Source organism: Kitasatospora sp. NPDC093550 (genome assembly GCF_044764985.1).
Classification (GTDB): Bacteria; Actinomycetota; Actinomycetes; order Streptomycetales; family Streptomycetaceae; genus Kitasatospora.
Window position 1 is genome coordinate 621,350 of the sequence record NZ_JBIWJF010000001.1, and the last position, 21,150, is coordinate 642,499.

The 21,150-nt window shown below is 76.8% G+C and carries 12 protein-coding genes; 7 read left to right on the top strand and 5 right to left on the bottom strand.

What is annotated here, in order from left to right:
• Window positions 1-133 precede the first annotated feature (133 nt).
• The 6 genes from ACIRD3_RS02650 to ACIRD3_RS02675 all read left to right on the top strand — a co-directional run bounded on the left by ACIRD3_RS02650 (window position 134) and on the right by ACIRD3_RS02675 (window position 8,232).
• The gene (locus ACIRD3_RS02650) at window positions 134-2,251 is read left to right on the top strand and encodes a putative bifunctional diguanylate cyclase/phosphodiesterase (protein WP_402210422.1); all 2,118 of its coding nucleotides are present in this window, start codon (window positions 134-136) and stop codon (window positions 2,249-2,251) included.
• A gap of 421 nt (window positions 2,252-2,672) precedes the next feature.
• Complete coding sequence (locus tag ACIRD3_RS02655; protein WP_402210425.1) at window positions 2,673-3,536, top strand: glycosyltransferase family 2 protein; 864 nt, start codon at window positions 2,673-2,675, stop codon at window positions 3,534-3,536.
• Window positions 3,536-4,855 (top strand): glycosyltransferase family 2 protein, encoded by a 1,320-nt coding sequence (locus tag ACIRD3_RS02660; RefSeq protein WP_402210428.1) that lies wholly within the window; start codon window positions 3,536-3,538, stop codon window positions 4,853-4,855. The genes ACIRD3_RS02655 and ACIRD3_RS02660 overlap by 1 nt, the downstream gene beginning before the upstream one ends.
• 7 nt (window positions 4,856-4,862) lie before the next feature.
• Complete coding sequence (locus ACIRD3_RS02665; RefSeq protein WP_402210431.1) at window positions 4,863-6,446, top strand: lipopolysaccharide biosynthesis protein; 1,584 nt, start codon at window positions 4,863-4,865, stop codon at window positions 6,444-6,446.
• On the top strand, window positions 6,443-7,420 hold the full coding sequence (locus ACIRD3_RS02670) for a glycosyltransferase family 2 protein (protein WP_402210434.1): 978 nt from the start codon (window positions 6,443-6,445) through the stop codon (window positions 7,418-7,420). Before ACIRD3_RS02665 ends, ACIRD3_RS02670 begins: the two co-directional genes overlap by 4 nt.
• Entirely contained in the window at window positions 7,417-8,232 is an 816-nt protein-coding gene (locus ACIRD3_RS02675; protein WP_402210436.1) for a polysaccharide deacetylase family protein, read from the top strand. Before ACIRD3_RS02670 ends, ACIRD3_RS02675 begins: the two co-directional genes overlap by 4 nt.
• Window positions 8,233-8,326: 94 nt before the next feature.
• Here the strand turns inward: ACIRD3_RS02675 and ACIRD3_RS02680 are convergent, their stop codons facing one another.
• The 4 genes from ACIRD3_RS02680 to ACIRD3_RS02695 are packed head-to-tail and all read right to left on the bottom strand — an operon-like array spanning window position 8,327 to window position 15,916.
• Window positions 8,327-9,667 carry a family 16 glycosylhydrolase gene (locus ACIRD3_RS02680; protein ID WP_402210439.1) on the bottom strand — a complete coding sequence of 447 codons (1,341 nt, stop codon included), beginning with the start codon at window positions 9,665-9,667 and terminating at the stop codon, window positions 8,327-8,329.
• A complete protein-coding gene (locus ACIRD3_RS02685; RefSeq protein WP_402210442.1) occupies window positions 9,664-11,616 on the bottom strand; it encodes a glycosyltransferase in 1,953 nt (650 codons plus the stop codon). Before ACIRD3_RS02685 ends, ACIRD3_RS02680 begins: the two co-directional genes overlap by 4 nt.
• A complete protein-coding gene (locus ACIRD3_RS02690) occupies window positions 11,595-12,905 on the bottom strand; it encodes a phosphotransferase family protein (protein ID WP_402210445.1) in 1,311 nt (436 codons plus the stop codon). The genes ACIRD3_RS02685 and ACIRD3_RS02690 overlap by 22 nt, the downstream gene beginning before the upstream one ends.
• Entirely contained in the window at window positions 12,902-15,916 is a 3,015-nt protein-coding gene (locus tag ACIRD3_RS02695; RefSeq protein ID WP_402210448.1) for an HAD family hydrolase, read from the bottom strand. Before ACIRD3_RS02695 ends, ACIRD3_RS02690 begins: the two co-directional genes overlap by 4 nt.
• 376 nt (window positions 15,917-16,292) lie before the next feature.
• On the opposite strand from ACIRD3_RS02695, the gene ACIRD3_RS02700 reads away from it, so the two are divergent.
• Complete coding sequence (locus ACIRD3_RS02700; protein ID WP_402210451.1) at window positions 16,293-19,559, top strand: hypothetical protein; 3,267 nt, start codon at window positions 16,293-16,295, stop codon at window positions 19,557-19,559.
• Between the two features lie 42 nt (window positions 19,560-19,601).
• Here ACIRD3_RS02700 and ACIRD3_RS02705 read toward each other — a convergent pair whose 3' ends face one another.
• Complete coding sequence (locus ACIRD3_RS02705; RefSeq protein ID WP_402210454.1) at window positions 19,602-20,957, bottom strand: lipopolysaccharide biosynthesis protein; 1,356 nt, start codon at window positions 20,955-20,957, stop codon at window positions 19,602-19,604.
• Window positions 20,958-21,150 lie beyond the last annotated feature (193 nt).

The window sequence follows — 21,150 nt, forward strand, 5'->3', positions numbered from 1 at the left end:
CCACCGCCGGCGCCGCGCGAGTCCCCACCACCGGCGCCACTGCCGGCACCGCGCCCGCCCCCACCGGCCGCGCCGTGCCCGCCCCCACCGGCCGCACCGCGCCCGCCCGCGCCGGCAGACCCGGGGCGCGCCCATGACCGTCTCCCCGGTACCCGGCGGCAGCGCCGAGCGGTTCCACGAGGACTGGGCCCGGCTGCTCTCGGCCGACCACGGCATCGTCGTCCACCCCGGCCTGCTCAACCGGCTGGTCTCGCGCACCGCCGCGCTGCTGCACCGCGCCCAGGAGGGCGAGCCCTTCGAGGCGCGGCTGGCCGCGCAGGCCGGCGCCGAGCTGGTCGACGCGCACTTCACCGACCCGGTGCTGCTGGCCCGGGCGGTCGAGCTGCTGCAGTCGCAGCCGCTCGCGGACGGCCGCGGCCCGGCCCTGACCGGCTCCTTCGCGGCCGGCTGGGCGGCCGCCCTGCGCGAGCGCACCCTGCGCGAGCAGGAGGCGATCCGCACCGCCGCCGACGCCGCCCGCAGGGAGGCCGAGCGGGCGCTGCGCGCCTCCGAGGCCCGGTTCCGCGCGCTGTTCGAGAGCGCGGCGATCGGCATCGGGATCGGCGACACCGACGGCAACATCCTGGCCGTCAACAAGGCCCTGCAGGAGCTGTTCGGCGCGGGCCCCGCGGACATGATCGGCCGCCGGGTCGGCGACCTGGTGCACCCCGAGGACACCCAGGGCGTGTGGGAGGCGTACGAGGAGCTGATCAGCGGCAAGCGCGAGTACTTCCAGTTCGACAAGCCGTACTACCGCCAGGACGGCGAGGTGGTCTGGACCCACCTGACCGTCTCGCTGATCCGGGACGACGACGGCTCCCCGCAGTACCAGGTCGCGATGCTGGAGGACGTCACCGACCGTTACCGGCTCCAGGAGCGGCTGCGCCACCAGGCCACCCACGACCCGCTGACCGGCCTGCCCAACCGCGCCGCGTTCTTCGAGCGGTTGGAGGAGCTGTTCGAGGATCCGGAGCCGGGCGCCCGCTTCGGCCTCTGCTACGTCGACCTCGACGGTTTCAAGGTGGTCAACGACAGCCTCGGCCACGACATGGGCGACCAGCTGCTGTCCGCCGTCGCGGCCCGGCTGAAGGCCGCGCTCACCCCGCTCGGGCACCTGGTGGCCCGGCTGGGCGGCGACGAGTTCGTGGTCCTGCTGGAGAAGTGCCGCGGCGAGCAGGAGGCGGTGGCCGCCGCCAAGACCGTGCTCAAGGCGCTGGCCGGGCCGGTGCTGATCGGCGACCACAAGCTCGCCGTGGGCGCCAGCGTCGGCGTGCTGGAGCGCCGGGTGTCCACCACCACGCCGGGCGCCGCCGTCCGGGCCGCCGACCTCACGCTGTACCGCGCCAAGGAGGCCGGCCGCGGCCGCTGGACGCTGTTCGACCCCAAGGAGAACGCCCGTGCGGTCAGCCGCTACGCGGTGTCGGTGCGGATGCCCGCCGCCCTCGACCGCGGCGAGTTCTTCATCGACTACCAGCCGCTGTACCGGCTCGCGGACGGCCGGCTGGCCGCGGTGGAGGCGCTGGTGCGCTGGCGCCACCCGCAGCTCGGGGTGCTCGGTCCGGACGAGTTCGTCACCACCGCCGAGGAGACCGGGCTGATCATGCCGCTCGGCCGCTGGGTGCTGGAGCAGGCCTGCGGCCAGGCCGCGGACTGGATCAAGCGGTTCGGCGACGCCGCGCCGCAACTGAACGTCAACCTGGCCGTCCGTCAGGCCCGCAGTGCCGCGCTGGTCTCCGACCTGGCCCGGATCCTCGACAGCACCGGTCTGGACCCGGCCCGGCTGCAGCTGGAGATCACCGAGTCGACCGTGGTGGGTCCCGAGGACGAGGCGCTGCGCACCCTGCACGGCCTGGTCGACCTCGGGGTGTCGCTGGCCGTGGACGACTTCGGCACCGGCTGGTCCAACCTCGCCTACCTGCGCGACCTGCCGGTCTCCGGGCTGAAGATCGCCGGGTCCTTCGTGGGCGATCTGCACGAGCCGGGGAAGGACGAGTCCACCGGGTGGCGGATCGTCAGCGGCCTGGTGTCGATGGCGCACGCGCTCGGACTGACCGTCACCGCCGAGGGCGTGGAGACCGCCAGGGACGCCGAACGGCTGCGGACCATGGGCTGCGACTGGGCGCAGGGCTGGCACTTCGGCCGCCCGGTGCGGCCGGGCGAGATCGCCCGACGGATCGCGGAGGAGCCGCAGGGCCGCCCCGTCGACGGGTGAGTCGGTGCCGGTCGCGGCGGAGGGCGCGCCGGCATTGGTCGCGACCACGGGTGGCGCCGAAGGGCGGTGACAGTGCGTTATCGCAAGTCATGCGAAGTTACGGTAAAAACCGGACAAAAACCCCTTGACGTGACTGTCCGTGCCGACGGACGATGAGGCCCTGGCATAGCTCGCACCCCCAGGTGCGGTAGACCGTAAGCCAGTTCGCACGACCGGCGCCCGCGGCGCCGGAAGAGCCCGGCGGTGCGCACCCCCACCCGGCCGCCACAGCGCTCTCAACGTTTCCGGCAGCCCTTCGACGGGCTTCCCCGGGCTCGGCCCGCGCGTATCCGTCCGCGCCCGCCGCCCGTTCAGCACACTCCCAGGGGCCGCGCCGTGCCCGGCGCCCGCCCGCCGCCTCCGCCCGAGAGGCCGCTTCCCGATGAGCACCACCCTGCCCTCCGACGTCGCCCGGTACCCGTACGCCGGACGGCCCCCCGAGCACCCCGAGCACAACGGGGACCGTCACCCGCACCGCCGGGCCGGCGACCGCGTCGCCGAGCGCCGTCCGATGCGCCGCGCCGGCGACGGCGTCGTCACCACCCACACCGTCAGCCTGGTCGTCCCCGCGCAGAACGAGGCCCGCAACATCGCCTGGGTCTTCGAGCAGATCCCGCGCTGCGTCGACGAGGTCATCCTGGTCGACGGCGCGTCCAGCGACGCGACCGTCCCGATGGCCAGGCAGTGCCTGCCGACCGTCCGCAGCGTCCAGCAGAGCGGCCCCGGCAAGGGCAACGCCCTGCGCACCGGGTTCGCCGCGGCGACCGGCGAGTACGTCGTCATGATGGACGCCGACGGCTCCATGTGGCCCGGCGAGATCCCCCACTACCTGCACTTCCTCGACCACGGCTTCGACTTCGTGAAGGGCTCCCGCTGCATCGCCGGCGGCGGTTCGCTGGACCTCACCCCGATCCGCGCGCTCGGGAACCGCGCCCTGCTCGCCGTCGTCAACCGCCTCTACGACGCCCGCCTCACCGACCTGTGCTACGGCTACTGCGCCTTCCGCCGCTCCTTCCTGGACGCGCTCGACCTGCGGTCCACCGGCTTCGAGATCGAGGCCGAGATGATCGCGCACGCGCTGCGCTCCGGGCTGCGGATCGCCGAAGTGCCGAGCCTGGAACTCCCCCGCCGCAGCGGTCGGTCCCACCTGCACGCCGTCTCCGACGGCCGCCGGGTGCTGAGGACCTTGATCGCCGAGCGTCCCGGCGCCCGGCCCTCGGCGGCCGCACCCGCAGGGGAGCGCTGATGAATGGCACCGACCGGCGCACCGCAGCAGCCTGCCCGCGCCCCGCCGTCCGCGACTCGCTCCACACCCCCGCCCGCGTCGTCGAACTGGACCTGGACGAATCGAGCGGGCTGCGCTCGCCCGGCGGTCTCGGTGCCGTCGACCCGGTCGGCCGCGTGTTGGCGTTGGTGCGGCTGCACGGACACCCGCTCGGCTTGGTCACGGCCACCGGCGCCGCGGGCGAGAGCGCCGCACTGCGCCGGGCGCTGGTCGACGCCGCCCACCGGGAACTGCGCGTTCCCGCTCTGTCCACCGCGACACCCGCGGCGCGGCCCGGTCGGGTCGGCCGCGCCCGGGTGCCCGCGGGCCCGGTCACGGTCAGCGTGGTCGTCGCCACCCACAACCGGGTGGGCTTGCTGCGGTCCTGCCTCGACTCCCTGCTGCGGAACGGCTATCCGCGCGTCGAGGTCATCGTCGTGGACAACGCCCCCGCCGACGACTCCGCCGAACGACTGGTCCGTGACCGGTACGAGGGCCGGGTCCGCTACCTGCGCGAGCCGGTGGCGGGCCTGGCCCGGGCCCACAACACCGGTCTCGCCGCGGCCACCGGCGGGATCACCGCCTTCACCGACGACGACACCCTCGTCGACCCCGGCTGGATCGAGGCCCTGGTCCAGACCTTCGCCGAGGACGAGCTGATCGGCTGCGTCACCGGACTGATCCTGCCCGCCGAGCTGGACACCCCCGCCCAGGTCGCGCTGGAGCACCACGGCGGCTTCGCCAAGGGGTTCGCCGCCCGCACCTGGACCCTCGACGACCGGCAGGCCGACCCGCTCTTCCCGTTCGCCGCCGGCCGGTTCGGCTCCGGGGCCAACATGGCCTTCCGCACCGCCCGGCTGCGCGCCCTCGGTGGCTTCGACCCCGCCACCGGCACCGGCACCCCGGCCCGCGGTGGCGACGACCTGCTCGCCTTCTTCCGCATCCTGGTGGCCGGCCAGGCCCTCGCGTACGCCCCCGACGCCATCGTCTGGCACCGCCACCGGCGCACCATGGACGCGCTGCCCGACCAGGCCTTCGGCTACGGCGTCGGCTTCGGCGCCTATCTCGCGGCCGCCCTGCACCACGAACCGGCCATGCTGCCCGCGCTGTTGCGCCGCCTGCCCGGCGGGCTGCGCTACGCGGCCCACCGCGCCCGCACCCGGCCGGACCCCGGATGCGCGTCCGGGCACCGCCCGACCTGGCACCTGGCCCGACGGGAACTCCAGGGGCTGCTGTACGGCCCGGTGGGGTACGCGCGCAGCGTCCACCTCGCCCGGGCCGGCGCGCGGGCGGCGGGGTGAGCCCGCCGTGTCCGCGCCCACCACCGCCACCGGGCCGGCCGGGTCCACGGCCACCGGGTCCACGGCCACCGGGTCCACGGCCACGGCGCCCGCCCGGGGCCGGCCCTGCTCCTGCCCGCTTCCGCTGCCCTGCGAGTGCTCCTACGCCACCCTGCTGCGGGCCCGGTTGCGGGCCGCCACCGCCGGAGAGCCGCTGCTGCGCAACGGCCACGTGCTGACCGCCAGTTCGATCCTCACCGCCGGCTTCGGCGCGGTCTTCTGGATGCTCGCCACCCGCTGGTACGGCGCGCAGTACGTCGGTCTCGCCTACGCCGTGCTCTCGGCGGCGATGCTGCTCTCCGAGGTCGGCCAGCTCAACCTCGCGGACGTCCTGGTCCGCTTCCTGCCCACGGCCGGCCGGCGCACCCGCGGCCTGCTGGTCCGCTGCTACCTGGTCGCCACCGCCGCCGACGTCCTGGTCGGCGCCGTCTTCATCGGACTGGTGCCGGTGGTCGCCCCCGGACTCGGCTTCCTGCGCAGCCCGCCGGCCGCCGTCGCCTTCGTCGCCCTGACCGCCGGCTACACGCTCTTCGTCCTCCAGGACGGCGCGCTCACCGGACTGCGCCGCCCGGGCTGGGTGCTCGGCGAGAACGCGCTGTTCGCGGCCGTCAAACTCGTGCTGCTCGCCGCCCTGGCGGGCTGGGCGCTGCACACCGGGATCGTGCTCGCGTGGTCCGGGGCGCTGCTGGTCGCCCTGGTCGTCGCCAACCTGCTGCTGTTCCGCCGGCTGCTGCCCGCCGTCACCGCCCCTCAGGTCACCGCCCCTCAGGTCACCGCCCCTCAGGTCACCGGCCCTCAGGTCACCGGCCCTCAGGCCGCCGTCCCTCAGGTCACCGGCCCTCGCGTCACCGGCCCACCCGCGCCGGGCGGGACGGGCGGGACAGGCGGGACGAGCGGTTCGGAGGGTCCGGGCGGCGGCACCGGGAGCCCGGAAGTCCCGCGGCTCGCCCGCTACGCGACCGCGGACTACCTCGGCGCCCTGCTGCGGCTGGCCGCCGCCACCGTCGTGCCGCTGTACGTGCTGGACACGCTCGGTCCGGAGCAGAGCGCCTACTACTCGCTCCCCTGGGTGATCGCGTACACCTTCCACCTGATCGCCCTCAACATGGGCAGCTCGTTGATCGTCGAGGCCGCGCGGGCCCCCGGGCGGCTCGCCGAGCACGGCCTGCGGGTGCTGCGGCACACCGGCGCCCTGGTCGCGGCCGGCGTGCTGGTCACCGTGGTGGCCGCGCCCTGGCTGCTGTCCCGGTTCGGCGCGGAGTACGCCGACCACGGCACCGCCGTCCTGCGCCTGCTGGCCCTGGCCGCCCTGCCGAACCTCCTGGTCAGCCTCGCCGTCGACGCGGCCCGGGCCCGGCAGCGGCTGGGCCTGATCGTCGGCCTGCAGGGGGTGTACTGCGCGCTGGTCCTCGGCCTGACGGCCTGGCTGCTGCCGCGGCTCGGCCTGGTCGGCGCCGGCCTGGCCTGGCTGATCGCGGCCACCGCCGTCGCCGTCCCGCTGCTGTGCACCCTGCCGCGCTGGCTCCCGACCCCCGAACGGAGACGGCCGTGAACACCCCGGGACTGTCCGTCGTGGTCTGCGCCTACACCCTGGACCGCTGGGACGACCTGCGCGCCGCGATCGGCTCGCTGCACGCCCAGCACCGGCCCCCCGACGAGGTCCTGCTGGTCTGCGACCACTGCCCGGAGCTCGCCCGGCGGGCGGAGGCGGCCTTCCCGGGCGTCCGGGTGCTGCCCAACCGCCACCGGCGCGGCCTGTCCGGCGCCCGCAACACCGGCGTCACCGCGGCCCGGTGCGACGTCGTCGCCTTCCTCGACGACGACGCCGCCGCGGAGCCCGACTGGACCACCCACCTGCTCGCCCCCTACCGGGACCCGGACGTGGACGGGGTCGGCGGCCTCGTGGTGCCGCGCTGGGACGGCGGGCGCCCGCCCTGGTTCCCGGCCGAGTTCGACTGGGTGGTCGGCTGCTCCTACCGCGGCCTGCCCGAACACCGGGCGTCCGTACGGAACTTCATCGGCGCCAACATGTCCTTCCGGCGCACCGCACTGCTCGCCGTCGGCGGCTTCCGGACCGACCTCGGCCGCGTCGGCACCCGGCCGCTCGGCTGTGAGGAGACCGAACTGTGCCTGCGGCTGGCCGAACGGCACCCTCGGGCCCGGCTGCTCCACGAGCCCGCCGCCGTCGTCCACCACCACGTCCCGGCGGCCCGGTCCACCTGGGCCTACTTCCGCTCCCGCTGCTACGCCGAGGGCCGTTCCAAGGCCGTCGTGGCCCGGCACAGCGGGGCCCGGGCCGCGCTCTCCAGCGAACGCCGCTACCTCACCTCGACCGTCCCGGCGGCGCTCGCCCGCTGCCTGCGGCCGACCGCCGCCGCTGCCCGCGAACTCGCCGCCCTGGCCGGGGGAGTGGCGTACACCGTGCTCGGCTACGGCGTCGGGCGGATCACCGCAGGGTGGCCCGGACGCTCCCCGTCCCGCCCCGAGGCGGCGGTGGCCCCGGCGGTCGCCGGGGGCGCGCCATGACCGCCGTACCGGTCCTGCTCTACCACTCGGTCGCGGACGACCCGCCCGACTGGATCGCCCGCTACACGGTGACCCCGCGGGTCTTCACCGAGCAGCTCGACCGGCTGCTGGCCTCGGGACGCCGCGTCGTCCCGCTGCGCCGACTGGTCTCGGCCCTGCGCGGCGGGCCCCCGCTGCCGGAGCGCTGCGCGGTGCTCACCTTCGACGACGGCTTCGCCGACTTCTACTGGACGGTCGCCCCGATGCTGAGCGAACGGGACCTGTCGGCCACCCTTTTCGTCACCACCGGGTCCGTCCACGTCCCCGGACACCCGCCCGAGGGCGGCAGCCTGCTGCCGCCCGCCCCGATGCTGAACTGGCGCCAGGTCGCCACCCTCGACGCCCTCGGCGTCGAGATCGGCGGCCACACCCGCACCCACCCCCAGCTGGACGCGGTGCGCGGCCGGCGGGTGTGGGAGGAGGTGAGCGGCTGCAAGCGGGAGCTGGAGGACGCGGTGGGCCACCAGGTCACCGCGTTCGCCTACCCCCACGGCTATTCGAGCGTCGCGGTGCGCCGCAAGGTCCGGGAGGCCGGCTGGACCGCCGCCTGCGCGGTCGGCAACGCCTTCAGCTCGGAGGGGGACGAGCCGCTGCGGATCTCCCGGCTGATGGTCCGCGCGGACACCTCGGTCGAGGTCTTCCAGGGCTGGGTGGACGGCGTGGGCGCCCCGGTGGCGCCGTACCCGGAGCGGCTGCGGACCCGGGGGTGGCGGGCGTACCGCCGGGGCCGGGCCGCGCTCGGCCGACCGGTGGGCGGGCCGCCGTCGGCCTGAGCGGGCGTGCCGCCGGTGCCGCGAGCGCGTGCCGCGAGGGCGTGCCGTGCGAGGGGCGCGAGGGCGTGCCGGGCGAGGGGCGCGAGGGCGGGGCTCAGTGCTGCCAGACCTGCACCCAGTCCACCGCCATCCGCGCCGAGTCGACGTTCTGCGGCGGTGAGCTGGGGTAGCCGACGGCCAGGTTGATCAGCACCTCCATCGGGACGCCCGGGACCTTCTCGGGATCCGTCACCCGGTAGCGCTCCACGCCGTCGACGTACCAGGTGAGCGAGTCACGCTCCCAGTCGAGCGCGAACACGTGGTAGCCCGCCGGGAAGTCCTGCGGGCCGTAGCGCTCCCACTGGTCGATGTTCTCGCCGTTCGGCCCGGTGTGGTGCACGGTCATCTGGACGTACTGGGTGGTGGAGATGAACTCCGCGACGTCGAGCTCCGGCGGGGTGGTGCGGGAGGCCGGGAGGAGCCAGAAGGCCGGGAACATGCCGGCCTCGGGCGGGATGCGCACCGCGGCGGCGAAGTACCCGTACGTGAAGGTGTGCCGGGGCTGCGCGTTCCAGGAGTCCCGGCCGGTGGAGACCATGCCCGAGGCCCACGGGTAGGTCCTGCCGTCGCTGCCCGGGGTGTTCTCCCGGTTCGCGGTGAGCGTCAGGCCGCCGCCGCCCACCGTCACCTGCTGCGGCCGGTACCACTCCTGCTCGTGGTTGCCGGCGTTGGTGCAGCCGTTGTCGTTCCAGTCGTAGCAGGTGGTCCAGTCGGCCGGGTTCAGCCGGTTGCCGTCGAAGGCGTCGCCGAAGACCAGGTGCCAGGAGCCGGGCGCGGCCGGGGCGGCCGGGCCGCCGTCGGGGCCGCTCGACCCGCCGCCGCTCCCGGGGCTCGGCCGCGCCGTGCCGGGGTCGCCGCCCCCGGTGCCGCCCCCGGCGCAGGCCGCGACCAGCAGCAGGGCCGCCACCCCGGCCCCGCCCGTGCCCCACCACCGCCGTCGTCGTCGCCGGTGCTTGGGGGCGGGGTGCTTGGGGGCGGGGTGCTCCGGCGTGCGGTCCCGCGGGGGCGGGCCGTCGTCCGGGGGCCGGGCGCGGCGCGGCAGGCAGAGCGGCAGCGCCAGCAGTGTGGTGGCGCCGGCCGTCGCGGCCAGGGCCCAGCCGCTGATGAACCCGCCGGTCAGGTAGAAGGCCATGGTGATCACCGTGTCGATGGCCAGGCTCAGGGCCACCGTCAGCACCCAGGCCTCCAGCCGCCCCATCGGCGCGCCGCTCGCGGCCAGCCGGGGCCGGGCCGACCGCACCGCCGCCAGCCCCGGGCAGAGGAGCAGGAACGCGGTGCTCACGGCCACCCGTACCGGGTTGGCGTCGGCGAGCGTGTAGACGGCCAGCGCCACCCAGCCGGAGAGGGCCAGCGCCCAGCCGGTCCGGGTGTCGTGCGCGGACGGGCTGCCGTTCATGGGCCGCCTCCTGGCTGGACGAAGGGCTGCCCCGGCGGCTGGGCGGGCGGCTGGGCCGGTACCGGGCCGGCCGGGACCTGGTCGGGCAGCGGGTTGGGGACGAACCGGTAGACCTCGGCATCGGCGTTGCTGTAGAGGAGGTCGAAGCCCGGCGTCCGGGAGAGCACCTCGGCCAGCCGGTCCACCGTGTCGGCGGGCAGCAGGCCGGTCAGCGAGCACTCGGCGGCCTGGGCCCGGCTCAGGATCAGGTAGGCGGGCACGCCCGGGTGGGTGAAGCCGACCGCGGCCTCCAGCCCGCCCAGCGGGTCCTGCGTCAGCAGCTCTCTGGTCTTCCCGGTCGTCTCGACCAGCCGCACCTCCGGGTGGTCCTCGTAGTGCTCGTAGACCCCCGGCACGGCCCCGGTCACCGAGACCACCACCGAGTACGGCGGCGCGGCCGCGAACAGCTGCTTCGTCGCGGCGACCTCACGGCTGGTGAACCAGTTCATCCGCTCCTTGCTGTCGTAGCCGAAGAACAGGCCGCCCAACAGCGCCAGCAGCAGGACCAGCGAGCAGGCCGAACGCAGCCGCGGCCGCGGCGTGGGCCGCAGCACGAGCGCGGCGACCAGGAACGCGGTAGCGGGCAGCGCGAACAGGTAGGCGCGGAAGAGCATCTCGCCGCCGTAGCTGTTGGCCGCCAGCAGCGGCATCGGGGCCAGCGCGAGGTACGGCACCGGGGTGCGCCGGATCCAGGGGCGGCGGACGAAGCCGATCACCGCCAGCAGGACCACCGCCGCCGACAGCCCCCGGTCGATCCAGCCGACCATCACCTGGTCCGGCGAGACGATCCCGAGGTTGGCGAACCCGGAGCCGACGTTGGAGTCCGGTCTGATCAGCGCCCGGGTGAACTGGCCGAGGTTGGCCGCCAGGTACGGGCGCGCCACCGTGGCGTCCCACACCACCGTCATCGCCACCGCGGCCAGCAGCGGCGGCAGCACCACCCGCCGGTTGCGGCGCGGCACCGCCAGCGCGGCCAGCGAGCTGATCAGCATCAGCGGGGTGAGCTGGTGCGAGCAGACGATCGCGGCCTCCAGCACCAGGACCATCGGCAGCCGGAGCGGCCCCCAGCCGCCGGCCTGGACGCCGACTCCCGCCGCGGGCGACGCGGGCGCGGCGGACCGGTGCGCCCCGCCCGGCGGGGCCGGTCCGGGCGCGCGCGGGACGGGCCGGTCGGGCAGTCGGTGGACCACCGAGGCGATCACGGCGAGGTACATCACCAGCGCGAAGGCCTGCGGGGAGAAGTAGTCCTGGCCGACCCAGGAGCAGGAGTAGTAGATCCAGACCGCCCCCCAGACCAGCGTCCGGTCGGAGCTGATCGCCCGGTACAGCAGCAGCAGCGGGGCCAGCAGCAGGGCGTTGAACAGCGGAGGGCCCCAACTCGCGTACCCGAGCGCCGAGTGCAGGCCGGTGGCCCGCAGCAACAGGCCGTTGACGATGAAGAACCCCGGCCACTGGTTGTACGGGTCCAGCAGGCCGGCGTGCGGGACGGGACCGCCGTGGCGGAGCATCGCGTCGATCACCGCGACGTGCTTCCAGGCCCAGGGGTACCGCAGGTTGGCGTAGAGCAGCGTGGGCGTGGCGTGGATGACCGCGATCAGGGCCAGGGTGTACCCGGCGAGCCACCAGGAGCGGATGCGGCGGTTCCGCAGGGCGAGCACGAAGCCCGCGGTCAGCAGGCCGGCCGCGACCCAGTACAGGACGGGCAGCACCTGCAGCAGGCCGAGGTCGCCCATCCGGTCCAGGCGGACGCGGCGCAGCGACACCAGCCAGACGACCAGGGAGACCGGCAGCAGCGCCCGGGCCGCCAGGGTGGGCAGGCGGGCGGACCACCCGGGCGGGGCCTGTGCCGCCCCGGTGGGCGGGTCCGGCCTCGGCGCCGGCAGCGGCGTCACGGCCGGGTCGCCGGCCATCGGGCGGCCTCCTCCAGGAGCGGGGTCACGTTGCGGGTCACCCACCAGTGGCTGCGCGCGTAGCGGGGGGACTTGGTGAGGTTCGAGACGATGTGCCAGAGCCAGGTCAGCAGGGGCAGCACGGCCTCGTCCGGCGGCCCGGCCGGGCCGCCGCGGCGCAGGTCCACGAGGCCGGCGCGGGTGCCGCGGATCAGGGCGAGGTCCGGGCCGGGCAGCGCGCCGCGGCGCACCACCTCGCACACGGCGCTCCCGAGCTGGCGGCCCTCGCGGCGGCAGATCAGCGCGATCACGAAGGTGTACGCGTCGATGGCGCAGGGCCCGTCCGGCCGGGCCCCGCCCCAGTCGATCACCCCGGTGACCCGGCCGTCCCGCTCGTCCAGCAGGACGTTGCCCGCGTGGAAGTCGGCGTGGGTCCAGGCGACGGTGGTCTCGGTGCCGGCCAGACCGGCGCGCAGCCGGGTGCGGACGCCGGCCAGTCCGGCGGCCCCGGTGCCGGACCGGCACCAGGGGATGCCGGTGCCCAGCACGGCCAGCGGCTCGTCCACCCAGGCCGCCAGCCGCTCGGTGGCGGTCTCGGTGCGTCCGGTGGCCCGGTGCAGCCCGGCGATGGCGGTGAGCGCGCGCTCGGCGATCCGGACGGCGGCGCCCGGGTCCTGCCGCAGCAGCCGGTCGGCGGTGGTCCCGGGCAGCCAGCTCTCGGTGATCAACGGCAGTCGTCCGGTCAGCTCCCGCCGGACCGGGACGGGGACGAGCGTGCGCCAGCCGCCGAGCCGGTCGTCGTCGGCCAGCGTCTCCAGCACCCGCCACTCGTGGTCGAGGGAGGCGACGGCGTGGCCGCTCCGGGCGTGCTTGACCGCCAGCCGGGCCCGGGCCGGTGAGCCGCCGGGGCCCTCTGCGCCCAGGCCGCCCGCGCGGACGCCGTCCACGGCGCGGCGGTCGGTGCCGAGGCGGTCGGTACCGAGCCGGGGCGCTCCGAGGCGGTCCGCTCCGAGCCGGTCCACTGCGAGCCGGTCCACTGCGGGGCCGTCCAGGGAGAGCACCAGGACGTCGGCCAGGCCGGGGGCCCCGGGCCGCAGCGCGCAGCTGCCGTCCAGCCCCAGCCGGCGGGCGATCCGGTGGGCCGTGAGCAGGTCGACGGGCCGGTAGAGCAGCCGGGGGCGGCGCAGCGGCAGCAGGGCCCGGGGGGAGGCCGGCAGCGGGTCGTACCGGCGGGCGGTGGCCAGCAGGGACCGGAGCCGCGATCCGCGCGACTCGGGGGAGCGGGCCGGCCGCCGCACCGCGGGGCTCATCTCGCCGGATCCCTGCCGGTCGGTGCGTCCGCGGCGTCCGCGGCGTCCGCGGCTTGTGCGGCTTGTGCGGCCTGTGCGGCCTGTGCGGCCAAGGTGGTCGGGGCGACCCGTACGCCCGGCCGGGCCGCCGCCGCGGCACGGGTGCCCGGTGCGGCCCCCGCGGCGCGGCCGGCCTGCGCGGCCCGGACCGCGAGGCGGGCGAGGCGCGGCGGCGCGCCGGCCCGGCCGGCCTCCGGGACGGCCAGCAGGGCCAGCAGCGCGCGGGCGTCGGCGGGCGCGCGCGGTGCCCGGCAGCGCGGGCAGCCGCCGGGCCGGTGCCCGATCAGGGCGCCCACCGCCTCGGCCAGTCCGGCCTGGTAGGCACGCCGGGTCACCGGAACGCCCGCCGCGCGGACGGCCGGTTCCGCGTTCGCCGGAGCGGCGCCGTGCTCGGCCCAGCGGAGCAGGGCCACGTCGGCGACGCCGTCCCCGACCGCCAGCGCGGGCGGGCCGTCCGCCCCGAGCCGGGCCAGCAGGGCGTGGGTGCCGGCCAGCTTCCCGGCGCCGCGCGGGACGAAGTCGGTCTGGGCCTGGCCCGGTACGGTCTCGAAGAGCCCGCCGAACGGCGCCTCGGCGAGGAGGGCGGCGACGGCGTCCGGCGGCAGGGCGCGCCGTCGGCCGTCCCCGGGCGCGCGGACCGAGGCGCGCACGCACCAGCGGGCGAGCGGATCGGTGACGGCGGGCGGGTCCAGGGCGCCCAGCCGTTCGCGCAGCCCGCCGTCACCGGCCCGGCGGCGCGCGTCGTCGAGCAGGACCTCGGTGCTGCCGGCCACCGCGTCGACCAGGACCGCGCCGTACTCGGCCACCCCGCCGGGCAGCCGGTAGGCGGCGCAGCGGTCGGCGACCTCGGGGGCGGAGCGGCCGGTGGCGAGCACCGTGCGGTAGCCGTGGACGCGCAGCGCGCGCAGGGCCAGCATGCCCGCGGGGGCGGAGACCGGGAAGCCGAGGACGTCCGACTCCAGGACGCCGTCCAGGTCGAGGACGCAGTAACGACCGCGGGGCTCGGCGTCCGGGGCCGCGAGGTCGTCCAGGTCCGCGAGGTAGAGGCCGGCCAGGAACCGCTGCGCCGCGCGGGCCTGGGCCCGCCGGGCGTCGGCCCGGGTCCGCTCGGAGGGCGGCAGGCCGTCCCGGACGGCGGCGTACCGGGCCTGGACCAGCCGCAGCAGGCACCACCGGGCGGCGGAGACCTCTTCCCCGGTGAGCCGGCGGTACTCGGCGAGCAGCTCGGTCTCGTCGTCGGGCGCGGGGCGGGCCCGTCCGTCGTCCGGAGCGGCCGCGCCGGCGAGGTCGTAGGCGGCGTCGTAGCTGGCCAGGTTGAGGTGGCCGAAGGCGCCGTCGGCGTAGGCGGTCTTGCGCCAGCCGTCGCCGCCGTCGGCCGTCCACCGGTGGCGCGCGGTGAGGCCGTCGGTCACGCAGGGGCGGCGGGATGCCAGCAGGGTGCGGGTGAGCGGGTCCAGCAGGACCGGGCGCAGGACGGTGTGCAGCCGCCCGAAGACGGGCGCGAGCTGACGGGCGGAGGCCTCCCAGACCGGGTCGCGCCCGGCCAGCCGCAGGCTCCGGTCGGCGGGCACGGCCAGCAGCCGCTGCCGTGCGGCCACGTACCCGGCGACCTCGGCGGCGGGGACGCCCCGCCCGTCCGCCGGCCTGTCCGCCGGTCCGCCCTGCGGCCTCTCCTGCGACCCGTTAGCCGGTCCGTCCTGCCGCCTGTCCTGCGGCCGGTGGCGGACCAGCACGCCGTCGGCGAAGCCGAGCGGTTCCGGGACGAGCCCGGCGAGCGCCCCGGCCAGCGTGGGCGCGTACGCCCCGAAGTAGCCGACACCGGTCCACTCGGCGAGCAGCGGCAGGCTCCGTACACCGCCGTCCGGTCCGGCCACCCGGGCCGTGCACGGCACCGCCAGGTGGGTGCGGCGGGCGAGCCGCCCGGGGGTGCCGACGGTGAGGTCCAGCAGGCGCTGCCCGGGCGGCAGCAGCCGGGGCAGCAGGGCGGCCAGGGACTCGGGGGCGAGCAGCGTCCGCACGTGCCAGTCGCGGCCCGGCAGGGTCACGCAGGGCAGGCCGCGCAGGGCGGGCGGCAGCGCGCCGGCCTCGTCGAGGGTCGCGAGGACGGGGACGACCGCCGCCGGTTCGAAGCCGCGGCGGACCGCCAGCGCGGCCAGGCCCGCCAGGGAGCCGCCGGTCACCGGCGGGTCGTCGACGAGCAGCAGCAGGGCGGCCCGCCGCCGGAGGTCGCGCTCCAGGGCCGACCGCCCGGGCAGCAGGGCCGAGCCCGGGCGGGTGGTGGCGACGGTCGGGGACCGGTAGCCGAGCCGGCGCAGCTCCGCCGCGAGCAGCGGCGCGAGGTAGCTGCCCGAGGTGCGCACGCCGAGGACCAGCACCGGGCGGTCCCGGTCCGGGTGGCGGGCGGCGACCAGCCGGGCCAGCGCGACGCAGTCCCGCGGGTGCTGGTCGAAGCTGCGGAAGCAGGCGGGCGGGCGCTGCACCGCCCCGGCGAGCAGCCGGCGGGCCCCGGGCAGTCCGGACGGGAAGGCCACCGCGACGGCCGGCTCCGCGGCAGGACCGGCGTCCGGAGCGGCGTCCGGAGCGGCGCCCGGATCCGGCGTCCCGGGGTGGAGTGCCCGCAGCGCCAGGCGGTCGCGCAGCGCGGCCACCTCCCGGCACCAGCCGCGCAGCTCGCGGGCCGGCGGGGCGGCCAGCCACAGCCCGGTCGCCGCCCGCAGCCCGGCCCGGGCCGGGCCGACCGCGGCGGGCCGGCCGCCCTTCGCCAGGTGCTCCACCAGCCGGCGGGGCCGCCACGCGGTGCCCTCCAGCACGTCCTCGACGGCCTGGACCAGTCCGGCGCTCGTCAGGAAGGCGTCCAGCCACTGCCCACCGGCGGCGTACCCGAGCAGGCGGTCGGTCAGTTCCGGCACCGTGAGGTGCAGGTCCACGGGTGTCAGCGCCCCGTCGGCCGGCTCGGTTCGCGCTTCGTTCATCCCTGGACTCCCGTCAGCTCCGAAGGCGGAGACGAACGCCCTCGGGGCCGTGCAGTCGCTAGTCCTCACCACTCTAGGCAACCGGCGCCCCGGCCGCCCCCCTGAGCCACCCGAGTGACGGCGCGCGGACCGACCGTCACCGCCCGCCGCCCGTCCGGGGCCGCCGGCCGTCGTCCTGAGCCCGCCGCGTCGAGCCCGCCGGGGGTCCGGCCGGAGGCGGGTAACGGCTTGGCCACAGGGCTGCTCGAAAGCGGTCGAACTCGGCAACCCACCGTGTCCGCCTGCGACATGATGGCGACTCAAGGGACTGGCCGGCAGGAGGGGGAACGGCAGGATGGCCGACGGCGCGCCGACGGATGCGGGACCGCGCACACGGGTGGACCGGCGGCCCTGGGGCCGACCCGAAGCCGACACCACCCGGGTACCCGGACCGCCCTCGCGGCTCAAGCGGTTCCGGGCCGACCCCGACGCGCCGACCAGGGTCAAACCGCCCCGCGACCGGGGAACCGACCCCGAGGCGCCGACCAAGGTCAAGCCGCCGCGTGACCGCGGGGCCGACCCGGAGGCCCCGACCAGGGTCAAACCGCCCCGCGACGCGACGCCGGGGACGGTCACCCGCCGCCCGGCGCCCGCCCGCGGCGGCCACTTCGGCGGCGCCTTCCCCGCCGCCCTGCTGGACCGGTACGAGCCGTACAAGGTCGCCGGATCGGGCACCGAGGGCACCGTCTGGCACGTCCGGCGACTGGACGGCCGCGGGGACGCCGCGGTGAAGATCACCCGGGCCGGCCAGGCCATGGACGTCGAGCTGCTGGAGCACCTGCGCGACCGGGCCTACCGGCGGCACGTCCCGGAGATCTTCGACTACGGCCGGGTCGAGCACGCCGGGGTCGGCTGCGACTGGGTGGCGATGGAGTACCTCCCGCTCACCCTCGCCGACCGCATCGCCGCGCTCAGCGAGCAGCGGAACACCGACCCCCGGGTGACCGAGGACATCGTCCGCGAACTCGTCGCGATGCTCGACTTCTGGCAGCGGCGGATCGAGCGCAACCCGATGGACTTCAAGCCCTCCAACATCCTGGTGCGCCCCGGCGGCGGCCCCGGGCAGTTCGTGATCTCGGACTTCGGCGGCGTCGCCCGGCTCACCGCCAGCCGCAGCTTCTCCTCCGAGATGCAGGTGACCGTCGCCTACATGGCCCCCGAACAGCTCGCCGGGGCCAACCACCCGGCCGGGCCGTGGTGGGGCCTGGGCAACGTGCTGTACGAACTGTTCACCGGCCGACCGCACTACCTGGACGCGGACGGCTACCTGGTGAGCGACGAGGTGCTGCAGTACGACCTGGTCTTCGGCGAGGGGGTCAACCTCAACCTCTCCGCCGTCGCCGACCCGCGCCGACTGCTGCTGCTCCAGGGCCTGCTGACCAGGAACCCCGCCCACCGCTGGCGGGCCCCGCAGGTCACCAGCTGGCTGGCCGGCGGCAACCCGGCCGTGGTGCGCCCCCAGCCCGCCGCCGGCGGCAACGCGGGCGGCCACGTCCACCGGCCGGTCACCTTCCTCGGCGACCCGTACCACGCCCCGTCCGTGCTGGCCTGGACGATGCTCAACCGCTCCGGGGAGGCCGCCGAATGGCTGGTCGACGGCGGCGCGCAGCAGCTGCTGGTGTGGTTGCGCGACGAGGTCCGGGACACCCTCTTCGACCTGCACTACCTCCGCGCGGTCGACAGCGCCCGCGGCGCCCGCAGGAGCAGTGCCGCCGCGCTCGCCGTGCTCGCCTTCGGCGCCGCCTTCGCGCCCTCCGCCGCCCCGGTCTACCGCGAGCGCGCGATCGACTCGGCCGGCCTCACCCGGATCGCCGCCGAGCCGGACGCGGTCGCCTTCGTCGACGAACTGCTCGCCGCCTCCGTACCGGCCATCGCCGCCCGCTACGACTGCGACCACCCGGAGTGCCACGGCGAGCACTGCGGACGGCTGCTCGCCCTCGCCCGGGTCCCGCAGGTCGTGGTCGAGACGGACCGGGCCGCCCGGGAACTCGGCGGCGGCCGCCGCACCGGGGACGGGCTGAGCACCGACGAACGGGCCGAGGCGTACCGGCTGGCCGTCTGGCTGACCGTCCAGCCCGAGGAGCACCACCGGCTGCTGGGCCGGCTCTCCCCGCTGCCCGCGGCGCTGCACCGGCTGCCGCGCTCCTGGCGGGTGTCGGCCACCATGGCCGTGGTGGCGGCGGCCGTGGTGGACGTCGTGCTGGCCGCCTGGTCCGCCGTCACGGCCGCCGCATGGCGGCAGCCGGCCGACGGGGTGCGGCGCCGCTGGTCCGCGCTGCGCCGCCGCGCGGTGCGCGCCGACCCCGGGACGGTCGCCGGCTGCGCCACCCTGATCGCCGCCGAGGCACTGCGGGCCCGGCGCGCGCCCGCCGGGCAGGGCGCCACGGCCGGGCAGAGCGGAACCAGCGGGCGCAGCGGTACCACCGGGTGGACGGGCGGCGCCGCGGCGCTGACCGGGCGGCTGCGGGCCTGGCTGGCGCCCCGGGCCCGGATCTGGTGGTCGAACGCCCGGACCGCGCTGCCCCGCCAGGCGGCCGCGGCCCTGCTGCTGGTCGTCGTCCTCGCGCTGCTGCTCTGGGCCGGGGCGCTGGCGCGGATCAGCGTGGACGCCGGGAACCAGCTGAAGATCCTGCCGAACGGCCTGCTCGGCGACCGGCTGCGCACCGCCGGCGACCACGCGGCCCGGTGGGCGGCCCCGCAGCTGGGCGCGGCCCTGGCCGCCGCCGTCATCCTGGTCGGCTTCCCCGCCAAGGTCGGCCGGGGGACGCTGGCGCTGGCGGCGGTCGGCGCCGGGGCGATCGGCTACCTGCGGCTGGGGCCGCCGATGACGGTGCTCAAGCCGCCCCCGGCGGTGGCGGACCGGGTGGTCACCTTCGAGGGCGGCATGGGCAGTTGGTCGGGGGTGGCGGCCACCGCGGGCCTCGTCCTGGCCGTGGTGCTGGTCGAACGCGCCGCCCGGCTGATGCGGACGGCCTGGACCGCCCGGGAGCGGACCGCCGAGCAGTGGCGACGGCTCTCCCGGCCCGCCGGGACCGCCGGGACCGCCGGGCGACCCGGTACGGGCGGTACGGGCGGTACGGGCGGTACGGGCGGCAGGGTCGGTACGGGCGGCAGGGTCGGTACGGGCGGGTCGGGAGCCTCCGCGACGGACTGGGGGCCGGCCGGCGCCGGCGTGCGCGAGCGCGTCCGGTTCGCCCTCGGCAGCACCTTCGTCCTGGTCGTGCTGCTCTGGGCGGCCGTCGAGGTCCGCATGGCCGCCACCGGGCACCACCCCACCCCGGCGTCCTGGGGCACCGGCCAGGTCGGGGCCGGGTACCAGGCCGGGTTCACCGTCCTGCTGGCCGCCGTGTCGGCCGCCACCACGCTCGCCCGGCCCGCCAACGCCCGGCGGCTGTTCGCGCTCTGGCTGCTCGGCACGCTGGTGCTCGGTGCCGTACCCCCGCCGCTCGGCCCGGTGGAGGCGCTGCGCATCCCGGTGGCCGAGCCGCTGTACGGCGCCGTCGCGGAGCTCTGGGGCCACAGCGCCTTCTGGGCCGCCGTCCTGATCGCCCTGCCGCTCGGCTGCCTCGGCATCCGGTGGACCGTCCTGCGGCGCCGCCGCTGAGGGCCGGCCCCGTCGCTGCGGGCCGGCCGTTGCCGGCCCGCCCTAGGCGCGGGGTCCTTCGGCGGCCGGGCCGGGCGCCGACTGCCGGGCGGGCAGCCACCAGGAGCGGCGCCAGAGCAGCACCGCCGCGACGACGGTCTGGCCGATCAGCCAGGCCGCGCCCGCGCCGGTGATGCCGAGCACCGGCAGCAGCGCCTCGGTCAGGCCCAGCACCAGCAGCGACAGCCCGCCGAGCACGCCCACCACGACGCCCATCCGGCGCCGGGCCCGCGACAGCGCGACCACGGTCGTGTTGAGCAGGTTCGGCAGCGCGGACAGGGCGAGCAGCCACAGGACGACCGTGCCGTGGCGGGCGTAACCGGAGCCGAACAGCCGCAGCACCCACGGGGAGACGGCGATCAGCAGCACGACCGAGGCCACCAGCACCCGGCCGGAGTGCCGCAGCACCCGCCGGTAGTCGTCGAGCCGGGTGATGTCCCGGGCCGACTCCACGACCAGCGAGTAGCCCATGTTGGAGCTGAAGCAGTACAGCGCGAACGGCACCATCCAGGCCAGTGAGAAGTACGCGCTGTCGGCGGCGCCGAGCCGGTTGAGCACCATCACGACGGGCAGGTTGACCGCCGCCAGCCAGCACATCGCCCCCAGGTAGTCGGCCGCGAGGTAGCCGAAGGTCGGCGCCGAGGTGTCCGCGCGGGCCTTCGGCGGGGTCCGTTGGTGCCGGGGCACCGCGCGGCCGAAGACGAAGGCGTTCGTCACCACCAGGGCGAGGGCGAGCCCGATCATCCAGGAGAGCAGGATCCCGTTCACCGCGCCGACGGCGGCGAACGCGACCAGCAACCCGATCTTCTCGGCCGAGAAGAGCCCGTTCTCCAGCGCCACCCAGTCCGCCCGCCGGAGACCGGTGAGGACGCCGTCCTGCAGGTTGAAGATGGCGTAGGCGCCGGTGGCCACCACGAAGGCCGCGCCCAGACCCCAGCCGTGCAGGAAGCCGAGCCCCGGGGAGACCACGGGGATCAGCAGCACCAGCCCGGCGGCGAAGGCCAGGGTGACCGTCGCGGCCACCAGGTAGGCCAGCCCCACCAGCCGCCCGGTGCGCGGCCCGGCGGAGGGCACGAAACGCACCATCGCGTTGGCGAGGTTCAGCTGGCCCACCCCGCCGAGGAACATCATCGCGGAGACGGCGGCGGAGTTGCGGCCGACGGTGGCCGGGCTGTACCAGTGGGCCGCCAGCGCCCAGTAGAGGGCTCCGAGCAGCGAGGTCAGGACCGAACTGAGGGTCAGCAGGTGCGCGTTGCGCAGCAGCGGGTCGTAGCCCCGGGCGGAGTTGAGGAGCGCCCGGCCCCGCGACCGCACCGACCGGTGGGCGGCGGCCGACGGGCCGGCCCGGTTGCTCACCACCAGCTGCTCCCGTCCCCGGCCCGCCCGGTGGGGAACGCGACCCGCAGCCGGTAGGGGCCGGCTCGCCCATTTTATGACCGGGCCCCGGGGCGGCGCCCGGCCGTCGCGTGGTGGCGGGCCGGCGGGGGGCGTCGGGGTGCCCGGCCGTCGGGCGGGCGTCGGGGTGCCCGGCCGTCGGGCGGGTGTCGGCGTG

Coding starts and splice junctions, on each gene's coding strand:
- ACIRD3_RS02650 (WP_402210422.1), top strand. CDS start 134: ATGACCGTCTCCCCGGTACCCGGCGGCAGCGCCGAGCGGTTCCACGAG.
- ACIRD3_RS02655 (WP_402210425.1), top strand. CDS start 2,673: ATGAGCACCACCCTGCCCTCCGACGTCGCCCGGTACCCGTACGCCGGA.
- ACIRD3_RS02660 (WP_402210428.1), top strand. CDS start 3,536: ATGAATGGCACCGACCGGCGCACCGCAGCAGCCTGCCCGCGCCCCGCC.
- ACIRD3_RS02675 (WP_402210436.1), top strand. CDS start 7,417: ATGACCGCCGTACCGGTCCTGCTCTACCACTCGGTCGCGGACGACCCG.
- ACIRD3_RS02680 (WP_402210439.1), bottom strand. CDS start 9,667: ATGAACGGCAGCCCGTCCGCGCACGACACCCGGACCGGCTGGGCGCTG.
- ACIRD3_RS02685 (WP_402210442.1), bottom strand. CDS start 11,616: ATGGCCGGCGACCCGGCCGTGACGCCGCTGCCGGCGCCGAGGCCGGAC.
- ACIRD3_RS02690 (WP_402210445.1), bottom strand. CDS start 12,905: ATGAGCCCCGCGGTGCGGCGGCCGGCCCGCTCCCCCGAGTCGCGCGGA.
- ACIRD3_RS02695 (WP_402210448.1), bottom strand. CDS start 15,916: ATGAACGAAGCGCGAACCGAGCCGGCCGACGGGGCGCTGACACCCGTG.